This window comes from Chryseobacterium sp. SC28, from assembly GCF_003932955.1.
GTDB lineage: Bacteria > Bacteroidota > Bacteroidia > Flavobacteriales > Weeksellaceae > Epilithonimonas.
Map to the genome: position 1 here is coordinate 36,530 of NZ_QOVY01000006.1, position 19,597 is coordinate 56,126.

General features: G+C 41.4%; 13 protein-coding genes and 1 tRNA gene. 1 reads left to right on the forward strand and 13 read right to left on the reverse strand.

The annotated features are described in order from the left end of the window. Positions 1-161 precede the first annotated feature (161 nt). Positions 162-1,325 (reverse strand): GEVED domain-containing protein, encoded by a 1,164-nt coding sequence (locus DTW91_RS05185; RefSeq protein ID WP_185144744.1) that lies wholly within the window; start codon positions 1,323-1,325, stop codon positions 162-164. Between the two features lie 620 nt (positions 1,326-1,945). Beyond that, entirely contained in the window at positions 1,946-6,592 is a 4,647-nt protein-coding gene (gene dnaE / locus DTW91_RS05190) for a DNA polymerase III subunit alpha (protein ID WP_125202331.1), read from the reverse strand. Positions 6,593-6,833: 241 nt separating this feature from the next. Here dnaE and DTW91_RS05195 point away from each other — a divergent pair, with 241 nt between their 5' ends. Further along, positions 6,834-8,885 carry a S8 family peptidase gene (locus DTW91_RS05195; protein WP_125202332.1) on the forward strand — a complete coding sequence of 684 codons (2,052 nt, stop codon included), beginning with the start codon at positions 6,834-6,836 and terminating at the stop codon, positions 8,883-8,885. A gap of 104 nt (positions 8,886-8,989) precedes the next feature. Here the strand turns inward: DTW91_RS05195 and DTW91_RS05200 are convergent, their stop codons facing one another. The 11 genes from DTW91_RS05200 to DTW91_RS05250 all read right to left on the reverse strand — a co-directional run bounded on the left by DTW91_RS05200 (position 8,990) and on the right by DTW91_RS05250 (position 19,586). Further along, on the reverse strand, positions 8,990-10,573 hold the full coding sequence (locus DTW91_RS05200; RefSeq protein ID WP_125202333.1) for a T9SS type A sorting domain-containing protein: 1,584 nt from the start codon (positions 10,571-10,573) through the stop codon (positions 8,990-8,992). 139 nt (positions 10,574-10,712) lie between these two features. After that, positions 10,713-10,786, reverse strand: a tRNA-Asp gene (locus DTW91_RS05205). 350 nt (positions 10,787-11,136) lie between these two features. Then, positions 11,137-12,738 (reverse strand): ice-binding family protein, encoded by a 1,602-nt coding sequence (locus tag DTW91_RS05210; protein WP_185144745.1) that lies wholly within the window; start codon positions 12,736-12,738, stop codon positions 11,137-11,139. Between the two features lie 270 nt (positions 12,739-13,008). Further along, on the reverse strand, positions 13,009-13,326 hold the full coding sequence (gene trxA / locus DTW91_RS05215; protein WP_125202335.1) for a thioredoxin: 318 nt from the start codon (positions 13,324-13,326) through the stop codon (positions 13,009-13,011). A 69-nt stretch (positions 13,327-13,395) separates the two neighbouring features. Next, complete coding sequence (locus DTW91_RS05220) at positions 13,396-14,568, reverse strand: cysteine desulfurase family protein (RefSeq protein WP_125202336.1); 1,173 nt, start codon at positions 14,566-14,568, stop codon at positions 13,396-13,398. Positions 14,569-14,618: 50 nt separating this feature from the next. Beyond that, a complete protein-coding gene (locus DTW91_RS05225) occupies positions 14,619-15,206 on the reverse strand; it encodes an HAD family hydrolase (protein ID WP_125202337.1) in 588 nt (195 codons plus the stop codon). Between the two features lie 56 nt (positions 15,207-15,262). Then, complete coding sequence (locus DTW91_RS05230) at positions 15,263-15,988, reverse strand: SDR family NAD(P)-dependent oxidoreductase (protein WP_125202338.1); 726 nt, start codon at positions 15,986-15,988, stop codon at positions 15,263-15,265. A 30-nt stretch (positions 15,989-16,018) separates the two neighbouring features. Beyond that, on the reverse strand, positions 16,019-17,335 hold the full coding sequence (locus tag DTW91_RS05235) for an FAD-dependent oxidoreductase (protein ID WP_125202339.1): 1,317 nt from the start codon (positions 17,333-17,335) through the stop codon (positions 16,019-16,021). Between the two features lie 62 nt (positions 17,336-17,397). Then, positions 17,398-18,285 (reverse strand): decaprenyl-phosphate phosphoribosyltransferase, encoded by an 888-nt coding sequence (locus tag DTW91_RS05240; RefSeq protein ID WP_125202340.1) that lies wholly within the window; start codon positions 18,283-18,285, stop codon positions 17,398-17,400. An 87-nt stretch (positions 18,286-18,372) separates the two neighbouring features. After that, positions 18,373-19,071, reverse strand: a complete 699-nt coding sequence (locus tag DTW91_RS05245) for an OmpA family protein (protein WP_125202341.1) — start codon at positions 19,069-19,071, stop codon at positions 18,373-18,375. Positions 19,072-19,091: 20 nt separating this feature from the next. Further along, positions 19,092-19,586, reverse strand: coding sequence for a lipocalin family protein (locus tag DTW91_RS05250; RefSeq protein WP_125202342.1), 495 nt, complete (start codon positions 19,584-19,586; stop codon positions 19,092-19,094). Positions 19,587-19,597 lie beyond the last annotated feature (11 nt).

Sequence of the window (19,597 nt, forward strand, 5' to 3'; positions counted from 1 at the left end):
ATTCAGAATAAAAATAAGATTATTATTTGAAAATGCCTTGAAGGCTAATAATTAATTTTGACCGATTTTTAGGCAGTTATGAAATATGCCTGATAGTCTGTGTTTGTGGGTAGTAAAAAAGCCACTCAAATGAGTGGCTTTAATAGTGGTTTATTAAAAAACTATTTTTTGATAGCTTTGAAAGATTTCACACTTCCGTCTTCCATTTTTAGGTTTACGATGTACAAACCTGTTTTCAGATTAGAAAGATTAAGCTCTGCGGATGGTGCAAGAGATTTTACCTCTCTGCCGGTCATATCATTTACAGAAATCGATTTGACGCCTCTTACGTCGGAGATCTTAAGAACATCTGTGAATGGGTTTGGATAAACCGAGATAGCCGATTTGCTAAGATCTGATACACCCAGAGTAGGAGAAATGTTTAACGTATAATCTTCCACCTGTCCATAAGTTGCGGTTCCGCATGATGAAGTGGGCAGTGTGGGCGAATATGCGGCATTACTGTCATAAATCAACACTCGCATGCGAACGGAGCCTTCCGTAGCGGTATTTGGTATTGAAACGCTATTCGGCGCACTGGTATATGCAGTTGAATTCGCGGTGACCGGAATATTTGCTACCAATTCTCCCGTGTCAGCAAAACTTCCATTATTATTATAATCTATAAAGGCAAGTATGAAATCTCCCGCATACACTCTGTCCGATTTTATTACTAGATCGTAAGAATTTACTTTGGTAACGTCTCCTACAACCGAGGTGAAATCCTCATATCCGGGCGGGTATGGAGTTGTAGAACCCTGAGAAGCATTATTTATACTTGCAAAAGAAACATTGGTTATTTTTTCAAACTGGGCACTAGCAGGACCGCTTGAAGAGCAATAGGAAACAGAATTATTTGTACTAAATGATATTTCCTGACATCCCGATGCATCGCCTGAGGAGTTAGAAGGTACTACCTTGGCGTAATAAGTTGTATTTACAGTTGCGGGAAAAGAATATGACGTGCCATTCACGTTTCCACTAAACACCTCACTTCCGCCAGAGGTAGTGCCAATGGTTAATTTATAACTTACTGCAGTGGGTGCTGCTGCCCAAGTGATTGTAGGTTGTCCCGCAGTGATAACAGAACCATTAGCCGGTGAAGTAATGGTGGTGCAAGCCGGCGGCGTAGTTACAACATCCTGAACAATTTTATAATCAGCGGTTGTAATAGTTGCATTACCAGCAGAACGTACATAAAAATAACCATAAGCGTAATCTTTTGAACCATCAGTCATAAGCGTACCGGCAGGGATAGTCGCTGTAAGGGTTTGGCAGGCAGTCACGGCAGACGAAGTAATCTCAACACTGGCCAGTGTATTTACGTTCCACGTTGTTCCCCCTGCGGCGGTGTCAAAATAAACAAGAAATAAGGTTCCGGTACCTGTACCTGATTTTTTATAAGAGACAGAGACTGTTGCAGCCTGCCCATTATTTGTCTGCGAGGGCGTATTAGCGGTTAGAGTTGTTAGATTTACTCCAACACCAACTTGCGTTGCACCAGCCTTACTCACCTGAGAAACGCCATTACCCAAGCAAGCACTTGCAACAGTCGTAGGTGCGACGGCAAAATAGATAACAGCCGGATCTGTAGAAGGATCGGCGGTATAATTGTATTGTGCGCTTGCGCCAATACCCAATGCTAAAAAGCACGATAGTAAAAATTTCTTCATAAAAATTTAATTTATTTTTTGTGGCGCAAATGTAGTAATTATAATTTAGAAAACACCAAATATTTTTGATGCAAATTTAATTATTTTAACAGGAGACCGAAATATTGCTAATTTGGAATTGATAAATCTTCAAAAATATGCATTTGTATAACGAAGTAGATTTTTATTTCTCTTTTATTTTAGCAAATAACAAGAATGCTTACGGATAATGCATTATTTTGTCATCATTTTTACTAATTCAAAAAAATTTCATAGTTCTGAACCTCATGGAGCACTTCCAAAAGTTCTTCACTAATATTGATCAGATGTTTCATAGAAACAAGTTCCAAAATTGATTGGTCAGCTGGATTCTTGATATAGAATTTAAGCTTATGCTCTCCCCGATTTTTTAAGATTGTTTCCTTAAAAAAATCGAGATCCGATTGTCGCAATGAATCCAAAGGAACCACCACCGACATACTTTTTACAAATTTTTGAAAGGCTTCTTTCAGATCCAAAACGTCAGTTACATTTACAAAGACACGTCCATCCTTTCCTTGCGAAAATTTCAGCTTCATAATCACAAATCGCTGGACGTCCAATTTATCTTTCAGCCGCATATAATCGCGGTCGCCCAAGCGAAAGGAGTAAGAACCTGTATAATCCTCCAGCTGGACAAAAGCTACTTTTTCGCCACTTCGGAAGCCGTCTGACACTTTATAATCTGTGATCAAGCCTGCGACAGTATATTCTTTGGAATTTTCTCTTTCGTTCTGGCGCTCTTTCCAGCTTTTCTTCTCTTCAAATAGTTCTGCCACTTTCGCAGGAAAGCCTTGGTCTTTAAAAGCTTCCACCTCATCGAGATTCAAAAAATTAAAATTACCCTTTGGCTCCGCTTTTTTAGTAATTTCCTCCACGATTTCATCTTCCAAAATAAGATCTTCGGACATAGAAATATCAGAAACTTCTTCCTCGGAAACGTCATCGACCTCCAGAAGCGGCACTACCTCATCCAAAATGAGTTCCTCTTGCTTCTCTTCGAGAATGGCTTTTTTGGAAAGGACACCTTGCATAAATTGGAACTGATATTTGAACTCGTCCAAAGGATGCGCAGACAGATAGAAACCGATAATTTCCTTTTCTTTGTTGAGTTTATGCATATTGGGCCATTCTGCACAAGGCAAGATTTTCGGTCTTTCGATTTGCACTTCGTCTGCAAAATCTGCGAAGAGCGAGTTTTCCATTTCGCCTTTGCTCTCTTGGAAACTCTGCCCATAGCGCGAAAGTCTTTCGATAGTTGTCCTGCCTGCAGAATCCACGTCGAAGTATTGCGCACGGTGATAAGTATCCACTTCGTCAAAAGCACCCGCAATCACGAGGCTCTCGGCTACTCTTTTATTCACTTGCGATGCCGGCACTCTTTCGAAGAAATCATAAATATTTTTAAACTTACCATTTTTTCTTATCAAAGCAATCGTTTCGCTGGGTCCTTCTCCAATACCTTTGATGGCGCCCAGTCCAAACCGGATTTGCCCCTTGTCATTCACCGAGAATTTGTACTGCGATTCATTGACATCCGGACCCAAAACATCCACGCCCATTGCCTTGCAATCTTCCATAAACATCGTGATAGAAGCCGTGTTGTTGATATTATTGCTCATCACGCTTGCCATATATTCCGCCGGAAAATTGGCTTTCAAATATGCCGTCTGATAGGCAATCCAAGCATAACAGGTGGAATGAGATTTGTTGAAAGCGTACTCTGCAAAGGCTTTCCAATCGTTCCATATCTTCTGCAAGCGCTCTTCGTCCAAGTTATTTTTCCGGCCGCCTTCTATGAATTTGGGATACATTTTGTTCAGAACTTCGATTTGCTTTTTCCCCATCGCTTTTCTCAAAGTATCGGCTTCGCCTCTGGTAAAATTGGCCAATTTCTGAGACAGAAGCATCACTTGCTCCTGATAAACCGTGATGCCGTAGGTCTCCTCAAGATATTCCTGAGTTTCGGGCAAATCGTAAATAATTTCCTCTGTGCCGTGCTTTCTGTTGATGAAATTTGGGATATATTTAATCGGACCGGGCCGATAAAGCGCGTTCATTGCGATTAAATCTGCGAAAACGGTAGGCTTGAGCTCGCGCATATATTTTTGCATTCCGGGACTCTCGTATTGGAAAATCCCGATCGTTCTTCCTTCTTTGAATAATTGATAGGTTTTGGCATCATCCAACGGGATTTCGTCGGGATCAATGTCGATTCCGTGGCGTTCTTTGACGAGTTTCACCGCATCTTTGATTATCGTCAAGGTTCTGAGTCCCAGAAAATCCATTTTCAGAAGACCGGCACTCTCTGCCACCGAGTTGTCGAACTGCGAAACCAAAATGTCGGCATCTTTGGCAGCAATCGTAATCGGCACCAGATTGCTCACCGGCTCAGGCGTTATGATCACGCCGCAAGCGTGGATTCCCGTGTTTCGGATGCAACCTTCCATCTTTCTGGCACTTTCCAAAACGGCAAATCTGGCGTCAGCGGGGTTTTGCAAAATGGCTTTCATCTCGTCCACCAATTGCTGGTCTTCCGGTCTCAGTTTGTCGTATTTCGAAAGCGCTCCGGCAATATTTATTCCCGGACTTGGCGGAATCAGTTTGGCAATCATATTGGTTTCTGGAATCGACAAATCTAAAACGCGACCCGCATCTTTAATTGCCGATTTTCCTCCCAAAACGGAATATGTGATGATCTGCGCCACTTGCTCCTGTCCATATTTTTCAACCACCCATTTGATGACTTTGTCGCGGCCTTCATCATCAAAATCGATATCGATATCGGGCATCGAAACCCTTTCCGGATTAAGGAATCTCTCAAAAAGCAGATCATATTTAATAGGGTCGATACTGGTTATTTTTATGCAGTAAGCCACCGCGGATCCGGCTGCCGAGCCCCGCCCGGGACCCACGGTGACCCCCATTTTTCTGGCTTCGTTGCAAAAATCCTGAACGATCAGGAAGTAACCCGGGTAGCCTGTGTTGGCAATCACTTCCAGCTCAAAATCCAAACGCTCTTTTATTTCCGGAGTCATATTCGGATAGCGTTTTTTTGCACCTTCGTACGTCAAATGTCTCAGGTAGGCCATCTCACCGCGCTTTCCGCCATCTTTTTCGTCTTCAGGATCCACAAATTCTGCGGGGATGTCAAACTTCGGAAGCAAAACATCACGCTTCAAAGTATAAGGTTTAAACTTTGCTAAAAATTCCTCATAAGCATCGAAAGCATCGGGATAAGCGAGGAAAGCTTGCCGCAGCTCGTCCGGATTTTTGATATAATATTCGTTGGTCGTCAAACCTTTTCTTTTACCAAAACCTTTTCCGATGGGCGTTGACTGCTTTTCGCCATCTTTGATGCAGCACAAAATATCTTGGATATCCGCATCCTCTTTCTTGGTATAGAAAGTTTCGTTTTGAGCCAGAATTTTGACATTATATTTATCTGCAAACTGCAAGAGAACTTCGTTCAAATGCTCTTCCTCGGGTAGATTGTGATTTTGGAGTTGCACATAAAAGTCATCACCGAATTCGTCTTTCCACCATAGGAAAAGTTCTTCTCCTTTTTGTTCGCCAATATTTAAAATGGTGTTGGGAATATCGCCGTTGATCCCCGACGTGAGTGCGATGAGTCCTTTTTTATATTGAGCAATCAATTCTCTGCTTATCCTCGGAACGCCGAAATAAAAACCTTTCTGAAAACCAATGCTGGAGAGCTTAATCAGATTTTTGTAACCCTCGAAATCTTTTGCCAGCAAAACGACTTGCGTGCGGCGGTCGGGATCGTCTTTTGTAAATTGTTTCTGCTCAAAGCGCTCGGAGATGAAAAACTCGCAGCCAACGATTGGGATCAGCGGCTCTTTGATGGGCTCTTCTTCGATGAAATCTTCGCTATTCTCTTCGGCTTGCTTTTTTTTATCCCAATATTCTTGATGTTTTTTTAAACGGGCAGCGTTGGTATCTTCCACCGCAGAAACGAATTTGAACGCGCCCATCATATTGCCAATGTCTACCATCCCGACGGCAGAAAAATTCTCTTCCGTGGCTTTGTTTATGAGATCATTGATGGTGCTCGTAGCCATCAAGGTAGAGAAGATACTGTGATTGTCGAAATGGAAATATTTTCCCAAATCGATGTCGTCTATACTGCCAAAGTCGGTTTGTTTTTTCTTAATGTTGAAGTTGGCAATCTGTCTTCTGATGACGATTCCGAAAGGTTTTATGATCGATGGATTTGCTTTTTTGAATTCTTGTAATTGCATTTCCGAAACTTTCAAAACATCCGCAGAGATCAAGCCGATTCTCATCATCTCGAAGAAGGCTTGGGCGGTTGCATTCACGTCTGCCGCGGCGTTGTGGGCTTCGTCAAATTTTTCGCCGTACAGTTTTTCGTAAAGTTCTGCCAGTTTGGGCGATTTGAATTTTCCGTTTTTTCCGCCCGCAATTTGGCAAAAATCGGTTCCCAGGATCATTGTGTCGGCTTTCGGTTTTTCCTGAAGATTATCTGTAATGTTTTTCCTGAAAAATTCTGCACCTACGATCTTGTAATCGAATTCTACATTGTGTCCGACAACGACTCTTACGTTTTCCAACGCTTTGGAAAATTCTATTAAAACTTCTTCTAAATCTCGTCCTTCTTCATTGGCAATTTTTGTAGTGATTCCGTTAATTCTGGAAGTATTAAACGGGATGTCATAACCTTCCGGTTTGATGATGTAGTCTTGGTTTTCGATAAGGTTGCCCAGATCATCGTGGATTTGCCAAGCAATCTGAACCATCCGAGGCCAATTGTCTGAATCTGAGAGTGGTGCGTTGAAATTTTTGGGTAAACCGGTGGTTTCTGCGTCGAAAACTAAGTACATCTATATTGTAATTTGGGGTAAAGTTAAGGTTTTAAAAAGAGAAATAAAATGCTTTAGAAGTCAGATTTTGTTAAATTCATTTAAAAAAAATCAGTGCATATTTTTATGGCGTTATGAAGATATTCCAAAAGAATCCTAAGCTTCCTAAGGTTTAGATTTCTTTAAAAATCCGAAAAAATATAGCTATTGCTGTGGGAAACCGATTTGAAATAACTATTTTTATATTTGTAAAAAGGTTGCAATGAAAAAAGTCTTTTTAAGTGCCGGATTGCTCTTTTCTTATTATTTTGCTAATGCTCAGGATTTTAGAACTGAAAGATTAAAAAATGAGAGGAAACTGGATCAATATTTTATAAAGAACAAAAACCGATATTCTGAAAAGGAAAAAGACAGCCTGAAAAAGAACCTTGCCGGTTTTGCAGGAGAGATTCCGCTTTTTTATTCTCTGGAAGAAACGAGTGCTAATGCCACTGCCAATATCGATGAGTTGCAAGCCGGAACTGTCGCCGGCATCGCTGCTCCGGTTACGGGGAATGGTGTGAAGATTACGGTTTTTGATGCCGGCAGAATCCAAGACACGCACGAGCAGTTTGCCACCAATAGAGCGGTAAATCAGGAAGCAAGCAGTGAAGCCAAACATTATCACGGCACCAATGTGAATAGTATTTTGATCGGAAACGGAGTGGCGACTGGAACTTTCACGCAAAGCAGCATCGCCTATCCGAAAGCCAATGCCAAAGGCATCCTTCCCCAAGGAACGACGGATAATTACATGTTTGCAACGACTGCTTTGGGCAATAATTATGACAAACTCGCCAATCTGCCGGATTTGAATATTTCCAACCATTCTTACGGTGTGAATGTAGGCTGGCAACTTTCTGGCGGCGCCTATTACTGGATAGGAAATTATGAACTGAATCATCAGGATACCTACTCAGGCGCCTATTATCAGAATGATTATAACTTCGATACCATCGTGTATTCTCAGCCTCAACAGATCATTGTAAAATCAGTGGGAAATTACTACGGTGTTGGTCCGGCAGCCAATTCGACAAAATATAAATATGACACAGCAACAAGCAGCTGGATTCCTTTTGCTACCACCGACGAGATTCCACCGGCCAACTGCAGCCAGGGTTACAACTGCATCGGCTACGGATCGTTGGCCAAGAATATTATTGTAGTTGGAGCGGTGAATCAACTGACGACACCGAATCACAAATATACTCAGACTTCCGATGTTGTAAAATGGAGTTTCAGCAGCGCCGGTCCTAGAAAAGATGGTGCTATAAAGCCCGATCTGACGGCAGTTGGCGTCGATATGATCATGGCGAACTACACCACTTCGAATCCAACGACGAACAATCTGTACGTGGTGAATTACGGAACATCTTATGCCGCACCAATGGTAACGGGGATTGCAGGTGCGCTGACTCAGATCAAAAGAAATATCTCCGGAGACAGCAGTTTTATCTTCAAAGCGGACGAGATGAAGGCGCTGCTGACGCATACAGCGAATGAAGCGGGCAGACCCGGCCCCGATGTTTGGTATGGATGGGGATTGGTAGATGCTAAAAAAGCGGCGCAGGTGTTGGTAAATGTGTTGACGGAAGATGCTTGTTTCGAAAGACTAAATCTTAAATCTGGACTTAATTTTACTAAAGAAATCAAAGCATCCGGAACTGAACCCTTGAAAGTGAGTATTTCCTGGGTAGATCCTGCCATTGCTTATTTTACAAATGATATCGATCTTCAGCAGAATCACACGTCCCGAATCGTGAATGATCTGGATTTGAGGGTCGTCGAAGTGAGTTCCGGCACAACTTTTTACCCCTGGAAATTGGACATTGATGATCCAAATGCCAATGCGACTAACGGTGATAATACTGTCGATAATGTGGAGCAAATTGTAATTGAAAATCCGGTCGCCAACGGCATTTACAAAATAGAAGTGAGCAGCAAAAACACCTTGGTAAATCAAACGGGAGATCCTGCAACACAGGATTTTGCTTTGGTGGCAACAGGAACCGAGAAGATCACTTTGGATGCTGATAATCCATCGAAAAATCATATCAAAATTTACCCTACAAAAACCTCTGATCTAATTCATATTGATGCGCCAACCGAGATCGTAAGAATTGCTCTTTTTGATATGAATGGAAAATTAGTTTTTGAAAATATAAGACCCTCAAAATCTGAAACGATTCATTTGAATCAATTGCCAAGTTCGGTTTATATTCTAACGGTCACAACGAAGACAGGCAATATATCGAAGAAAATCATTAAACAATAAATTTAGAATTCGAAAACAGAATGTTATAAAGCCTGGCAATCCAACAAATATAAAACAAGAAGCCCACTCCGAAAAGTGGGCTTCATTAATGAAATTCTAAAGAATTATTTTTTAATCGCTTTGAAAGTTTTGACACTTCCATCAGCCATTTTAAGGTTTACGAGGTATAATCCCGATTTCAAATTAGATAAATTAATTTCGGAAGCCGGTGCAAGCGTTTTCACTTCTCTTCCGGTCATATCATTTACAGAAATCGATTTTACATCTTTTACATCAGATATTTTAAGAACATCCGTGAAAGGGTTTGGATATATAGAGATACCGACCTTGCTCACATCCGTAACAGCCAAGAACTCTTGATAGTCTAATGTGAAATCCAAAGTTTGTCCATTGGTCATACTCGAGCAAGCTGAAGACAATGCAGGATTAATGATGGTTGTACTAGAATTGAAATTATATTTTACTCTCATCACTTTTTTACCAAGAGCCGTTCCGACTGGAACTGTAATATTTCCGGTCAATGTTACCGGATTGGTAGATCCTACAGCGGTTATCATTGTAGCCGGCGTATTAAAATACGACTCTCCGGCATCCTCAAAGTCACCGTCGTTGTTCCAATCAATAAAGGCAGCCATGCCCCATCTATTGGTAGTACCGATCGTAACACCCTTAACAACAAGAGGAAGAGAGGACACATTATTTTTTACCTCGAATGTGGTATCAGCAGTATAATCGATATAAGGAGTTACTGATCCTGCTGCCGTATAACCCGTTGATTTCGTAATACTTGCGAAAGTAACAGAATTTATTGGGGCAACGTTAGTTGGAACAGTAGAAGTTATGGGTCCGCAATGGCCTACTGTACTATTTGTTGTAAACGAGATTTCCTGACATCCGGTGGCATCTCCCACATTATTTGTAGGAACCACTTTAGCATAGTATGTCGTATTTGTAGCAAGAGAAACATTCTGCATAGTGCCTATAACTGTTGTATTTAGAACATCAGAACCACCGGGAGTTGTTCCAACGGTCAATTTATAAGCTGAAGCAGTGGATACATATTGCCAACTAAGTCCAACTGTTCCTCCCGCAATTGTGCTGCCGTCAGCCGGTGTAGTAAACGAGGTACATGGCGGTACAGAAGTTACAACGGCTTGTTTTACAGAAAGATCATCAATGTAAAGAGCGCCTGTGGTGCCACCGGTTCTGACCAACCAAGTTCCTACGCCGTAAATCTTTGCAGGATCGAAGGTTCCTGCAGGAATGGTAGCAGATAAATTGGCGCATTCGGTAACAGCCGCTGAAGTTAACGGGACACCGGTTCCTACAGTGTAGATCGTCCAACTATTTGCTTGAGGACTGAAGATTGCGTACATGGCATAAAGTGTGCCGGTAAGTCCTGGCGCTTTTTTATAGTTGAAACTCACCGTAAGTGCCTGACCGTTGTTCGTCTGGCCGGTGATATCTCCAACTTCCAGGAGATCTGCCATCCACCCCGTTTGGCTTACAGTGGCACTGTAAGTTAATGATCCTGACGTTGTGGCACTACAATAGTTCGCCGTGTTCAGGGCGCCACCACCAAACTGATAAAAGCCCGTCAGATCGCCTTCAAAATCGTGAGTAAAATCGTATTGGGCGTTGACTCCAATACCTAATGCCAAAAGGCAAGAGAATAGAAATTTTTTCATAATATTATAATATTTATTTAAATTGATACGAATATAAAATTAATTTTTGATTAAAAAAAGAATTTTAACATTTTCAGATCCAACAGCCGAAAAGTCTATAACAAAAAAAATCCCACAAATAAATAATTTGTAGGATATGCGATCCGGACGGGACTCGAACCCGCGACCTCCGCCGTGACAGGGCGGCATTCTAACCAGCTGAACTACCGGATCAATTTTTATTTGAAAATATTTGATAAACTTTTGCCATCCCCGACCGTAGTTCTGCAGAAGGATTTCTTTTTATGCAAAGTCTACCGCGTGATTAAGCTGGTGCAAATATATGGCTTTTTTTATTTTCACCAAACAAAGCCACAATTTTTCATAGAAACTTAGTGCAAGATACAGATTTTCAAATACAAAAAATTATTTTGTGTTAAATCCGGAATCCGAAAAGGTTTGGAAATTAAATTTGATTATGCTAAAAATTTCCGCTGCTCCGGATCACCTCAAAAAGTTAGACTTTACAAGGTATTCCAGAGCAGCAGATTTTTTATAAAACAGGTCGGAATCTGATGTTCAAATTATGGTTTTGAAATAAGTTTACCGCTTTGTTGTACACCAGTTTTACCTTTAAATTGGTAGAAGTAGATTCCTGCAGGGACATTTATATCTAAAGCAGTCGTCTTGTTGGTCAGGCGCATTTTTAAAACGTTTGAACCAGCGCTATTAAAAATCAAAAGATCCGATCCCACTTCTGCTTCATCTAAAGTGATGTGAAGAACCGACGAAAATGGATTTGGATAGAGGGTAGCAAATTTATTTTGAGAAGAAGCGGACATTGTTCCTAATGTGCTACACCCAGGCGTCATTACCGCAGTAATGCTCGCGGTGGCCACGGCGCCCGTCGTAGTAAGGATCCGCCCTTCGAGACTCGTACCGGTATTGAGATTGACTGCGCCATTGTTACCAATCAAAGTTCCTTTAAAACTGGAGTAGTCATTGAGGCTTATGGCGCCGTCTACTTTCCAAAAAACGTTTTTCGCCTGAGCACCGTTTTGTAAAAGTACGGAAGCGTAAGTACCGGTTGACAGAGCACCGTTGATTTTGATTACGAATACGGCATCAGGATTGTTTTGGGCATTTAAGATGACGTTTCCGTTAAGAACCGTTGCGGCGTTCAGAAGATAAGTATGGGGTGTAAGCACCAGATCTTGTCCAAAGGCTGCAGGATATAGTAACTCGATATCGGTAGAAAGTGTATTAAGATAAGTATAAACATTGTTGAGATCCAAAGCGCAAGCCGCCGTAGAAATATCCGGATTTGAATGGATGGTTCCTGTTACATTCAGAGGATCAAAACCAGTTGTTAAACCAACATTAGACCCAATATCGCCTGTCACCAAAGAAATTCCTGAGTTGGTAACTGTTCCGCTTCCCGTAAATATCGTATAGCATGCCACTGTATTTAGAACCGGTAACGCAGGACCGGTAAGGATTGGAGAACCGCAACCAATCGGTGTGGTAACCGTCACGCCAGAAACCGACACGGCACCCGTCGTAGACAAAGCACGCCCCTCAATCGTTACACCGCTGTTAAGAACTATTGCTGCATTATTGGCGACGAGCGTTCCTTTCATTTCGGTATTGGTAGCCAAGTCTACAAGACCTTCCACCTTCCAAAATACATTACATGCTGTTGCCCCGTTGGTAAGAACAACTTTAGCACCGGAAGTAGAGGAGAATGCGCCCTGTATTTTGAAAATAAAAACAGCATTGGCGTTCCCACCCCCGTCGAGAGTTAAAGTATTATCCAGAATTGCACTCTGTCCTATAGAATAAACTCCGGCAGGAAGTATTTGTCCGTTTCCAAGCAGCGGAGCGGGGAAAAAGTTGGAGATGGTGGCATTAAGTTGATTGTAAGCAAGTGTTAAAGCAGCTGCAGCACTGGCCGCAGCACCATCAGCGTCGTGCATCACGCCATCGACATTTCCGAAATTGGTGCTGGATCCGTTCGCCGTTCCGACATCGCCGGTCAGGTGAGACAATCCTGTGTTACTAACAGCTCCATTGCTGGAAAAGAGCGCAAAATTAGCAACAGACCCTAACACAGGTGCCTGAGCTATCAGTTGTGAGTTGAAGCACATAAAAGCAGCCACAGCTGCTAATTTTAAAATTTTTTTCATTATTTTATTTTTTATTAGTTGAAAATTAATTAATCCAACATTTATTAATATTACGAAAATCATACCGAAAAAGATATATTTTTAATAAATTTAAAAAATAAAAAAATAAAACGTAAAAAATAAAAAATAAATTAATCTAATTTTTATCAATAATTAAAATTTGTAAGGCTTGTAGATTAATGATAATGGTCATTCGCAAATTTTAAACAAAAAAAAACGCTTCTCCATTAGAAAAGCGTTCATTGTTCGTTATATAATTTTGATTCCTTATCAGAGGAATGCATTCAGCTTTTCGGCAATTAGCTCTTTTGGTGCAACTCCCACAATCTTGTCTACTACCTCGCCTTCTTTGAAGATCAAAACGGTTGGGATATTTCTGATGCCGTAATCTACGGAAATCTGTTGATTATTATCCACATCCACTTTGCCGACAACAGCTCTTCCTTCAAAGTCTATTGCGACTTCCTCGATAATCGGTCCCAGCATTCTGCAAGGCCCGCACCACGCTGCCCAAAAATCTACCAAAACCGGTATACTGGAATTAAGTACCGTTTCCTGGAACGATTGATCTGTGATTTCTACTGCCATAATTTCTATATTTTCTGAGTTAATTTATGGTACAAAAATACAAAATATTATCTTTAACTGTCGCAATGCTTATCTATGCAAACTATCAGATTTTTCTATAACGAAAGGGCGACCAATTTCTTCCAATGCCAGAACCAAGGCATCGATGTCGGACTTCTTCGTATAATGGCTGAATGAAATTCGCAATGGCGTGCAGCACTCCAACTCATCTTCCGACAAAATGGACATCAGCACCATCGAGGGTTTCGAGGCTCCGGAACTGCAAGCGCTTCCTTGGGAGATGGCAATGCCTTTCATATCCAATTGTAGCCCGATCAGCGGATTTCTATACGGAAGCAAAATGTTCAGAATGGTGTAAAGGCTCTTGTCTTCGGCACTTCTTCCATTGAACTTGATGCCCGGTATTTTTTCTTTTAATTGCTGAATGGCGTAATGTTTAATTTCGATAATAAGATTTTTGTAATCTTCCATTTTCGTTTGAGAAATCTCCCAAGCCTTTCCCAGACCCGCAATTCCCGTAACATTTTCCGTGCCTGCTCTCATACTTCTTTCCTGAGAACCGCCGGTGATCAAGCCTTTCAACCCGGACGACTTGCGAATAAATGCAAAACCGGAGCCCTTAGGCCCGTGGAATTTGTGTGCGCTGCAAGACGCAAAGTCTAAAGGAATTTTGGAAAAATCCAAATCCAAGTGCGCCATCGTCTGTACGGTGTCCGAATGGAAAAGGGCGTGATTTTCTTTGCAAAGATCGGCCACTTTCCGGATGTCGAGAATGTTTCCGATCTCGTTGTTGGCGTGCATTAATGTGACTAATGTTTTTTTGTCCGAAGATTTGAGAGCATCCTCTAATTCTTGAAGATCCAAATCTCCTTGGGCGTCGGGTTTCAAGTAAAGCAATTCTACACCTTTCAGTTTTTTCATCTCCAAGCAAGTTTCGGCCACGCATTTGTGCTCCAGAGGCGATGTGATGATCCTTTCTACGCCAAGATAATTAACGGCAGACTTGATGATCATATTATTGGATTCCGTTCCGCAAGAGGTGAAGATAATCTCGCCGGGCGTCACTTTCAATGAGTTTGCAATCTTGCGTCTTACTTCTTCCAAAATGGTTTTAGCCTCCTGCCCCAGGCTGTGCGTTGACGACGGATTGCCATAATTGAATTTTAAAACATTGACCATACAGTCTATCACTTCCTCATCGAGAGGCGTGGTAGCCGCGTTATCGAGATAAATTCTTTCCATGCGTAATGATTTTGAAGCCGAAAAACTTTTTGAAAAATTAGAGTACTAAATTAATGAAAAAATCGGTAATAAGACTCATTTGCAAACTTGAGCATCGGCTTGTCTCCTGAAGAGTCTCCAAAAGCGATGATTTTGTCGAATTTTTTATGGCCTATTTCGGCTTCTATTCTGCAGACTTTTTCATCTTTGTTACAGTTTTTCCCAACAAATTTTCCGGTAAAAACATCATTCTCAAACTCCGCCTGTGTAGCCAGCAGCTTCATATTCAATTGGTCTGCAAAAGGCTTGACCCAGATGTCCAGCGAGGCCGAAACGAGGTAAGATTCGGTGTTTTCTCGGTCGATATGATTGATGAAGTCCAATGCATTTTTGCGGATTAGACCGGGGTAATTCTCATCAAAAAACAGTTGGGCCTGCTTTTCTATGTTGAGTCTGGATTCTCCTTTCAGAATAGACGCGATGAAACTTCTCTTGACGGCTTCTGCATTCGCCAATTTTAATTTTAATAAAATAAAAAGAGGGATATGTCTCAGAAACTGAACCGAAAACTGAGCCGGATCATAAAACTTCAAGAACAAAAACATCGTGTCTTTGTAAGTGATGGTTCCGTCGAAATCGAAAAGATATAATTTTTTCATGAAAGATGGAATTAGAAAATGTACATTAAACTTGGATCATCCAATTTGAAAACCTTTTAAAGCTTCAGTTTTTTAAAAATAAACTCAGGAATGTTTCTAATGATCAGCATTACAATTGCCCAAATTGGTAAAACATAAACCACATTTTTTTGGCTTTTAAATGCTTTATAAATGATTTGAGCCGCTTTTTTCGGCGATGCTGTCAAAGCCGGATTCGAGGGTAAACCTTCGGTCATTTTGGTATCCATAAAACCGGGTTTTACGGTCATAACGCGAACTTTTTTATCAAACATATAATTTCTCAATCCGCTCAAATAGGCCGTCAAACCGGCTTTGGCACTTCCATAAATAAAATTGCTCTGTCTTCCTCTTTCGCCGGCGACAGAGGAGAGAACCATCATAGTCCCGGTTCTTTTGGATTCCATTTTTTTAGCAAAGAAATTGAGGACAGGAACTAATTTTGCATAATTGACACCGATGATTCTCTCGGTATTTTCATTATCATACAGTCCGTCCTCCGTGCTCAAACCGAGATAGCCTGTGGCACAAAACAAAACATCAGAATCGATATTTTCCAAGGTTTTATAATGGATGGTTTTCATCAAATCCAAAGGAATAATCTCCGAATTCTGCAAAAACTTCACTTGGATATGCGCCGCAAATTTCGCAGTCGTTTCGGGATGGGAACTAAGCAGATAGACGGTGGGGAATCTTTCGCCTTTCGCAAGGCATTCTTCTACAAATGCCTGTGCCACTTCGGAGTTGGAACCAAGTACGATCATAGTTTTAAGTTATGGATTATGACTATCATATCACTTATTATTGACAATTCTTTTATGCTGAAGCGATACAAACTTGGATGAGTCAACATTTTTGAGGTAATCCGTGAGGGAAGATCTGCTCATGCTGTCTTTGGTAAGATAAATTCTTCCTCCGAATGTTTCCACAATCGTATCGAGCTGATCGACCAATTTTTTTAATCCCTTGTTGACTTTGAAATCCAAAGCCAGGGTGTAACCTTCCATCGGGAATGAGTTGTAGGCCAGAGGATTGTTTTTCCCAAACAACTTCAAAACAGCCAGGAAAGAGCCGTTCCCGCTTTGGGCAATCGCTTCCAGAATCTGCTTCATTCCTTCTTTCCCGTTTTGTTTGGGGATCACCATCTGGTATTGAATGAACCCCTTTTTTCCATAGATTTTGTTCCATTCATTAATGGCGTCCAACGGATAGAAAAACGTCTCGTAATTTACAAAATTATGGAGCTGTTTCTTGGTCTGCTTGTTGAAATAAAGAAAATTAAAAACCTTGATTGTGAACGAATTGAGCACAAATTCCGGAAAATAAAAAGGAACGGTGGGTTTGAATTTTTGTTTCAGTTTTAAGGGTTTTTTCTGAAGATCCGGCGGCAATTCTCCTTTCAGGGCGTGTTCGCCTCTCATCAGGATAGATCTGCCCAGATTTTTTCCTTTTTGGAAGCAGTCGATCCAAGCCACATTGTAAGTCCAATCCTCGCTTTCCTCAAACAACCGGAAAATTTCGTCCAAGTTTTCGGCTTTGATGCTTTCCTGGCGGATGTATGATGTTTCTATATTTTTTAATCTGAATTTGGCCGAGATAATGATTCCAGTGAGTCCCATTCCGCCTACCGTTGCCCAAAATTTATCCGGATTTTCTTCGCGAGAACAAGTGATAACCTGGCTATTTTCGTCGATCAATTTAAATTCGATGACACATTCTGAAAAGCAACCTTCTGCGTGGTGGTTTTTACCGTGAACGTCGGATGCAATGGCACCTCCGACGGAGACATATTTGGTTCCCGGCGTTACGTAGAGAAAAAAACCCTGCGGAACGACGACTTCCAAAACTTCCGAAAGCAGAACGCCGGATTCGCATTCGATGATGCCGTTCAGCCGATCGAAAGCGATGAATTTGCTCAGTCTTTTGGTTGAAAAAATATGCTCGCCGAGCGAAGCATCGCCGTAGCAGCGCCCATTTCCTCTTGCGATGACCTCATTGTGCTCTCGAACGAAATCTTTAATTTTTGAAACAGAATCGTTGGACCGTATTTCCTTTTCCACGACCGGGAAGTTTCCCCAATTGGTCACTTTCTGTACATAATTCGGTTTCATTTGTATTTGTATTTGTCAGTTCCGCTGCCGTAAAAATAAGTTTACGATCGGGCTTCAATTCATTATTTTTTAAAATAGATCTGCAATAGAAAAACGATAACCCAAAGGACGATTGTAACTTGTATATACCGGTCTTTGTAAACTATTTTGGTAGGCGATTCGGTTTTGTTGTAAACTAAAGTCTGTTGCAAATATCTGAGGAATGCAAAAACGACAAAAATCACGGTGTAAAATACTCTCGGATGAAATTTTGCTTGCACTGCCGGCGACAACGTGAACATCAGATAACAGACGATCGCCAGGGTACAACTGATTGACAATGCAATATCGGCAAATTGAACATTGTAGCCATCCAAGGCTTTTCTTGTTTTCCCGGAAACCTGAGCATTGATCAACTCTCCCCGCCTTTTTCCAATGGCCAGGACCAAAGCCAGAACAAAAGTCAACAAAACGGCCCAATTGGTTACGATGATCCCCGTAACATAGCCTCCTGCCAATACTCTTAGAACAAATCCGATGGCGATGATGCATATATCCACAATCGCCACTTGCTTCAATTTGAATGTATAAAAAAGGTTCATTACAAAGTAAACGCCGAGGATGACGCCAAATTTCCAAAAATTGGTATTAAAAATATAATTTCCGAGACCAAGAGAGGCAAGCGATAACAGAATCATAATAACAATCAGAAATTGTGCTGCTCTTTTGGAAACCGCGCCACTCGCAAGCGGACGGTCTTTCTTATCCGGATGCTTGCGATCGGATTCGATATCAAAATAATCGTTGATAACGTAGATGGCGCTTGCGGTAAAAGAGAAGACCAAGAATGCAAAAATACTTTTGGCAAATAATTGAGCATTCGTAATTTGGCCGGAAAAAAATAAGGGAGCAAAGACAAATAAGTTCTTGACCCATTGCTCTACCCGAATTAATTTGAGATAGTTTTTCATCAAATCTTAAATAGTTTCTTACAAAAGTACATTAAAATAAAAAAACCGCAAATTGCGGTTTAGTAATAGTAGAAATGAATGATGTATTTAATTGGTACCGGCGGCCTGTTGGGCTTCTTGGATCATTTTTTCGTTGGCCGTAATTGCAAATTCTACCCGTCTGTTTTGCGCCCGGCCTGCTTCTGTATCATTGGATGCCACCGGATTGGCCTCGCCCATACCTTGAGGGAACAATCTATCGGCAGCGATACCGGCAGCCGTGAAATAATTCTTCACAGCGGCAGCTCTCTTGTCCGAAAGGGTCAAGTTGTAGGCATCGCTCCCTACGCTGTCCGTATAACCGTAAATGTTGATATTGGTATCGGGATTGTTTTTAAGAACGGTTACCAGTTTATCCAGATTGCTCTTTGCCAAAGGTGTCAAAGTCGAAGAATTAAAATCAAAATTAACCGTATTTTCGTGAAGTGTCACTTTGATGCCTTCTCCTACTCTTTCTACTTCCGCACCAGGCAAAACTTCTTTAATTTCTTTGGCTTGTTTGTCCATTTTATTACCAATGACGCCACCCGCAACACCACCTACAACACCACCCAGCACAGCACCCAAAGGTGCATTGCCACCTTTTCCAATGTTGTTTCCTAAGACTCCGCCGAGCACGGCTCCAGCGGCGGTTCCTATGGCCGCTCCTTTCTGGGTATTGTTAGCATTCTGCACCGCTTCACAACTTGTAAACAGCATAGATCCAGAGATCATATAAGCCGCAATATTTATTTTATTTAATTTCATGTTTCAATTTGATTTATAAATTATTTAGTTCTTACAAAGTTGTATCTGATGTCGATCCTTGTGCCATCGGCATTAACGGACTGAACCAAGGTAAATGTGTCTTCAGTAGGATTTTCCAACATTAGTTTATAGCCCGCAGAGACTTGTTTTGCTTTTTCACCTTCATCTATTTTTTTGATCGAGACAACGCCTGTTTTATCGACGCTGAAGGTAATGGGCTGCGTTTTTTCGGGGCAGCCTGCGCCTCCGTGTAGAGAATAGGAACCCGTATAATTATTGGGAACAAATGTCCACGAACTGCCTACGAAACAAGTGATACCAACGCCTTCATCGAATGGTTTGATGCTGTAGTCTTTATTGTAGTCTATCGACGAAACATCCCATTGCCCTTTTAATTTCATCACTTCGGACCGTAGCATTTGTGCTTGCCCGGCGGATACTCCACTTTTCTTTGAAGAACAAGAGGTTGCCAATAATGAGACACCAACAAGCCCTAAAAAAAATATTTTTTTCATAGTATTTATAT

Coding starts and splice junctions, on each gene's coding strand:
- DTW91_RS05230 (WP_125202338.1), bottom strand. CDS start 15,988: ATGATCGTACTTGGTTCCAACTCCGAAGTGGCACAGGCATTTGTAGAA.
- DTW91_RS05220 (WP_125202336.1), bottom strand. CDS start 14,568: ATGGAAAGAATTTATCTCGATAACGCGGCTACCACGCCTCTCGATGAG.
- DTW91_RS05200 (WP_125202333.1), bottom strand. CDS start 10,573: ATGAAAAAATTTCTATTCTCTTGCCTTTTGGCATTAGGTATTGGAGTC.
- DTW91_RS05250 (WP_125202342.1), bottom strand. CDS start 19,586: ATGAAAAAAATATTTTTTTTAGGGCTTGTTGGTGTCTCATTATTGGCA.
- DTW91_RS05235 (WP_125202339.1), bottom strand. CDS start 17,335: ATGAAACCGAATTATGTACAGAAAGTGACCAATTGGGGAAACTTCCCG.
- dnaE (WP_125202331.1), bottom strand. CDS start 6,592: ATGTACTTAGTTTTCGACGCAGAAACCACCGGTTTACCCAAAAATTTC.
- trxA (WP_125202335.1), bottom strand. CDS start 13,326: ATGGCAGTAGAAATCACAGATCAATCGTTCCAGGAAACGGTACTTAAT.
- DTW91_RS05225 (WP_125202337.1), bottom strand. CDS start 15,206: ATGAAAAAATTATATCTTTTCGATTTCGACGGAACCATCACTTACAAA.
- DTW91_RS05195 (WP_125202332.1), top strand. CDS start 6,834: ATGAAAAAAGTCTTTTTAAGTGCCGGATTGCTCTTTTCTTATTATTTT.
- DTW91_RS05245 (WP_125202341.1), bottom strand. CDS start 19,071: ATGAAATTAAATAAAATAAATATTGCGGCTTATATGATCTCTGGATCT.
- DTW91_RS05240 (WP_125202340.1), bottom strand. CDS start 18,285: ATGAAAAACTATCTCAAATTAATTCGGGTAGAGCAATGGGTCAAGAAC.
- DTW91_RS05210 (WP_185144745.1), bottom strand. CDS start 12,738: ATGAAAAAAATTTTAAAATTAGCAGCTGTGGCTGCTTTTATGTGCTTC.